Here is a 1,982-nt window from a genome sequence, read left to right as displayed (position 1 = left end):
AACCATGCGCCGCGCGCCGCTTCTCCCTTCGGCCAAAGCAGCATCGCAATGGCAACGCCGAATACATTGCAGGCGAGCCAGATGCAGAACCACCACGGCCAGAACCTGGGGCGGCGCGGATAGGCGCCCGGGCGTCCGGCTGGAGAAAGATCGACCGGCATTACGCGATGTTGAAGTTCATCAGCGACGAGACCAGCCTGCAGCCGCACGCACAGCGATAGTGGTGGAAAGCGACGGCCTTGCCATCTCGGTCGGGAAACTTGGCGTAGCCCTCGTCAATCGTGGTTGGCCCGTGCTGCTCGCAGATCGCCTCGTCGCCCTTCCGGGCGAGCGGGCAGCCCATGACCTCGAACCAGGGTGAGCCGCCTGTGACTTCGCCTCCGTGTTCGAGTTTGTCGCCTTTGCGGATGGGAGATTTCATTTAAAACTATTCCGGTTCCTACTTATATAGAAGGGCACAATCCAGTCGAAAATCGATCAAAAAAAACGAAATGAGGAAAAAAGATCTCTAAAAATCATCACTTTCTCTCGATCCTTTTTTGTTAGCCGGCTTCCGGAATACAAGAAAAAAGCAACTGAATGAACGCTGTTACCCGCAACAAAAACCGTTTCCTCCAATTGATGCAAATTAACCATTTTTTGTGTCGGCTTTACTGCTGAATATTTGGATATATATAAATCTCCCCCTGGCAATGGGATATGCTCTTTAGTTTCCAACTTGAATAGACCATGTTGTTTCGCTCCATCGTCTGACTCGATTTGCGCGATATTTTCCAATAACGGAATGCTTTTCACAGTTAGAGCAAAATCAGTCATTGCGCGCCAATCCTCTGGCACGGAAAAAACGTGCCCCTCCGGTTTAATCCGCATATCCCCCGAATATTTAAATGCCAAATAACATTCATCCTTCCCGGTGGTTATGGCGTCTTCTACCTCTACATATTCAAGATTGGTTGGAACAAGAAATGACAAATGGCAATCATTTCTCGTCACTCCCTCAGATTCTTTGGCATTCGCCGAGCCCGCCCATGCCATGCAGCTCAAAATACTCAAGACCAGCAAAACGATCCGTTTCATAATTCCTCACACTACGGGCTTGTAATCAGAATTCGCTACTGTTTCATCATTTAGTTCGTATAGTGCATTTTTGAACCCTTGTCTTCTCCAATCCACAGCCACGCCCGCTGGGTTTATGCATTTTGTAACCTGAAGCGTCGCATCATCGCCCGATCCTTGATCGGCCCAATAGTTAATACTGAGTTTGCCGAGGGGAACCAATTTCGCTTGATGCGTCACCGGGTCGTGAATGAGTTGCATTCGTTGCTTTGATGCCCAATACCAGCCTGACGCATCACACGTATTATAGGAATCAGTTATTAGCAACGAGCTGGTTGCATCCGTATTAAACACGCTGCTTCGATAGTTTCCGTAGTTCTCGTAGTTCGTCCTTCCGGTAATTTGAATTAATCCCCGGCCTTTGAATCGAATGCCATCGCCAACTAGTGTGTTGCCCAGCTTATCCCCTTCCGGGTGACCGGGCTCATACTTATTAAAATATGAAGGCGGCCCACCTTCAAGCATAAACTCCAGGCGACCTGTTTCCGCCGTTAACTGACCGAACAAATGAGCGAGGCGCAAACGACTGGACGATATTCCGTACTTCCTCGCAACGATAGAAAAATTTGGATGTAAATTTGCCGGTCGCCTATCCGTCGCGTTCGTAAGCCGTGCGATTACTTCTGATTTTGAGACGGCGACCACCTCGTGGTTATGGTCTCTGATCGTTTTGCGGATGCAGTGAGCCGTTTCTTCCTTGCTCAGCCACCCGCACTTCCTGAAATGCCGGATAAACGCGAGCGGATGGAAGAACCAGAGCTTCTCCCCGGCGGGCAACCCGGTCACATCCCAAAACTGGACTTCCTTGAGGTACTTGAGAAAATCGTCGTAACCCGTTTGGTTGCCGTGGTAGAACCCGCCCTCAT

2 protein-coding genes and 1 pseudogene are annotated in these 1,982 nt (G+C 49.9%); all 3 read right to left on the bottom strand.

Features of this window, described 5'->3' with window-relative positions:
- Window positions 1-160: 160 nt before the first annotated feature.
- The gene (locus F6X37_RS35595; RefSeq protein WP_187614650.1) at window positions 161-421 is read right to left on the bottom strand and encodes a PAAR domain-containing protein; all 261 of its coding nucleotides are present in this window, start codon (window positions 419-421) and stop codon (window positions 161-163) included.
- Between the two features lie 56 nt (window positions 422-477).
- The gene (locus F6X37_RS35590; protein ID WP_187614649.1) at window positions 478-1,077 is read right to left on the bottom strand and encodes a hypothetical protein; all 600 of its coding nucleotides are present in this window, start codon (window positions 1,075-1,077) and stop codon (window positions 478-480) included.
- Between the two features lie 6 nt (window positions 1,078-1,083).
- Window positions 1,084-1,982 (bottom strand): annotated as a pseudogene (locus F6X37_RS35585) (peptidase M23); the annotation flags it as partial.

It is taken from the genome of Paraburkholderia sp. 31.1 (assembly GCF_014397645.1).
Taxonomy (GTDB): Bacteria; Pseudomonadota; Gammaproteobacteria; order Burkholderiales; family Burkholderiaceae; genus Paraburkholderia; species Paraburkholderia tuberum.
The sequence above is the reverse complement of the archived record's forward strand: the minus strand, read 5'-3'. Positions and strand labels throughout refer to the sequence as shown.

Bases quoted from the DNA above. Each gene is read 5' to 3' on its own strand.
- F6X37_RS35595 (WP_187614650.1), bottom strand. From the start codon at position 421: ATGAAATCTCCCATCCGCAAAGGCGACAAACTCGAACACGGAGGCGAA.
- F6X37_RS35590 (WP_187614649.1), bottom strand. From the start codon at position 1,077: ATGAAACGGATCGTTTTGCTGGTCTTGAGTATTTTGAGCTGCATGGCA.